The organism is Vibrio sp. A1-b2, from assembly GCF_021726015.1.
GTDB lineage: Bacteria > Pseudomonadota > Gammaproteobacteria > Enterobacterales > Vibrionaceae > Vibrio > Vibrio diazotrophicus.
Genome location: NZ_JAKKCI010000025.1, coordinates 1 through 1,565, shown reverse-complemented (window position 1 = coordinate 1,565; position 1,565 = coordinate 1). Strand labels below are relative to the sequence as shown.

Here is a 1,565-nt window from a genome sequence, read left to right as displayed (position 1 = left end):
TTGAGCCGACAAAATCTTAAATTGAAGAGTTTGATCATGGCTCAGATTGAACGCTGGCGGCAGGCCTAACACATGCAAGTCGAGCGGCAGCACAGAGAAACTTGTTTCTCGGGTGGCGAGCGGCGGACGGGTGAGTAATGCCTGGGAAATTGCCCTGATGTGGGGGATAACCATTGGAAACGATGGCTAATACCGCATAATAGCTTCGGCTCAAAGAGGGGGACCTTCGGGCCTCTCGCGTCAGGATATGCCCAGGTGGGATTAGCTAGTTGGTGAGGTAATGGCTCACCAAGGCGACGATCCCTAGCTGGTCTGAGAGGATGATCAGCCACACTGGAACTGAGACACGGTCCAGACTCCTACGGGAGGCAGCAGTGGGGAATATTGCACAATGGGCGCAAGCCTGATGCAGCCATGCCGCGTGTGTGAAGAAGGCCTTCGGGTTGTAAAGCACTTTCAGTCGTGAGGAAGGTGGTGTTGTTAATAGCAGCATCATTTGACGTTAGCGACAGAAGAAGCACCGGCTAACTCCGTGCCAGCAGCCGCGGTAATACGGAGGGTGCGAGCGTTAATCGGAATTACTGGGCGTAAAGCGCATGCAGGTGGTTTGTTAAGTCAGATGTGAAAGCCCGGGGCTCAACCTCGGAATAGCATTTGAAACTGGCAAGCTAGAGTACTGTAGAGGGGGGTAGAATTTCAGGTGTAGCGGTGAAATGCGTAGAGATCTGAAGGAATACCGGTGGCGAAGGCGGCCCCCTGGACAGATACTGACACTCAGATGCGAAAGCGTGGGGAGCAAACAGGATTAGATACCCTGGTAGTCCACGCCGTAAACGATGTCTACTTGGAGGTTGTGGCCTTGAGCCGTGGCTTTCGGAGCTAACGCGTTAAGTAGACCGCCTGGGGAGTACGGTCGCAAGATTAAAACTCAAATGAATTGACGGGGGCCCGCACAAGCGGTGGAGCATGTGGTTTAATTCGATGCAACGCGAAGAACCTTACCTACTCTTGACATCCAGAGAATCCTGCGGAGACGCGGGAGTGCCTTCGGGAACTCTGAGACAGGTGCTGCATGGCTGTCGTCAGCTCGTGTTGTGAAATGTTGGGTTAAGTCCCGCAACGAGCGCAACCCTTATCCTTGTTTGCCAGCGAGTAATGTCGGGAACTCCAGGGAGACTGCCGGTGATAAACCGGAGGAAGGTGGGGACGACGTCAAGTCATCATGGCCCTTACGAGTAGGGCTACACACGTGCTACAATGGCGCATACAGAGGGCAGCGAACTAGCGATAGTAAGCGAATCCCAAAAAGTGCGTCGTAGTCCGGATTGGAGTCTGCAACTCGACTCCATGAAGTCGGAATCGCTAGTAATCGTGAATCAGAATGTCACGGTGAATACGTTCCCGGGCCTTGTACACACCGCCCGTCACACCATGGGAGTGGGCTGCAAAAGAAGCAGGTAGTTTAACCTTCGGGAGGACGCTTGCCACTTTGTGGTTCATGACTGGGGTGAAGTCGTAACAAGGTAGCGCTAGGGGAACCTGGCGCTGGATCACCTCCTTACGTA

General features: G+C 53.7%; 1 rRNA gene. It reads left to right on the top strand.

Going from position 1 to position 1,565, the window contains the following annotated elements:
* The first annotated feature begins 18 nt into the window (after window positions 1–18).
* Window positions 19–1,561 (top strand): 16S ribosomal RNA (locus L3V23_RS21230).
* The last annotated feature ends 4 nt before the right edge of the window (window positions 1,562–1,565 follow it).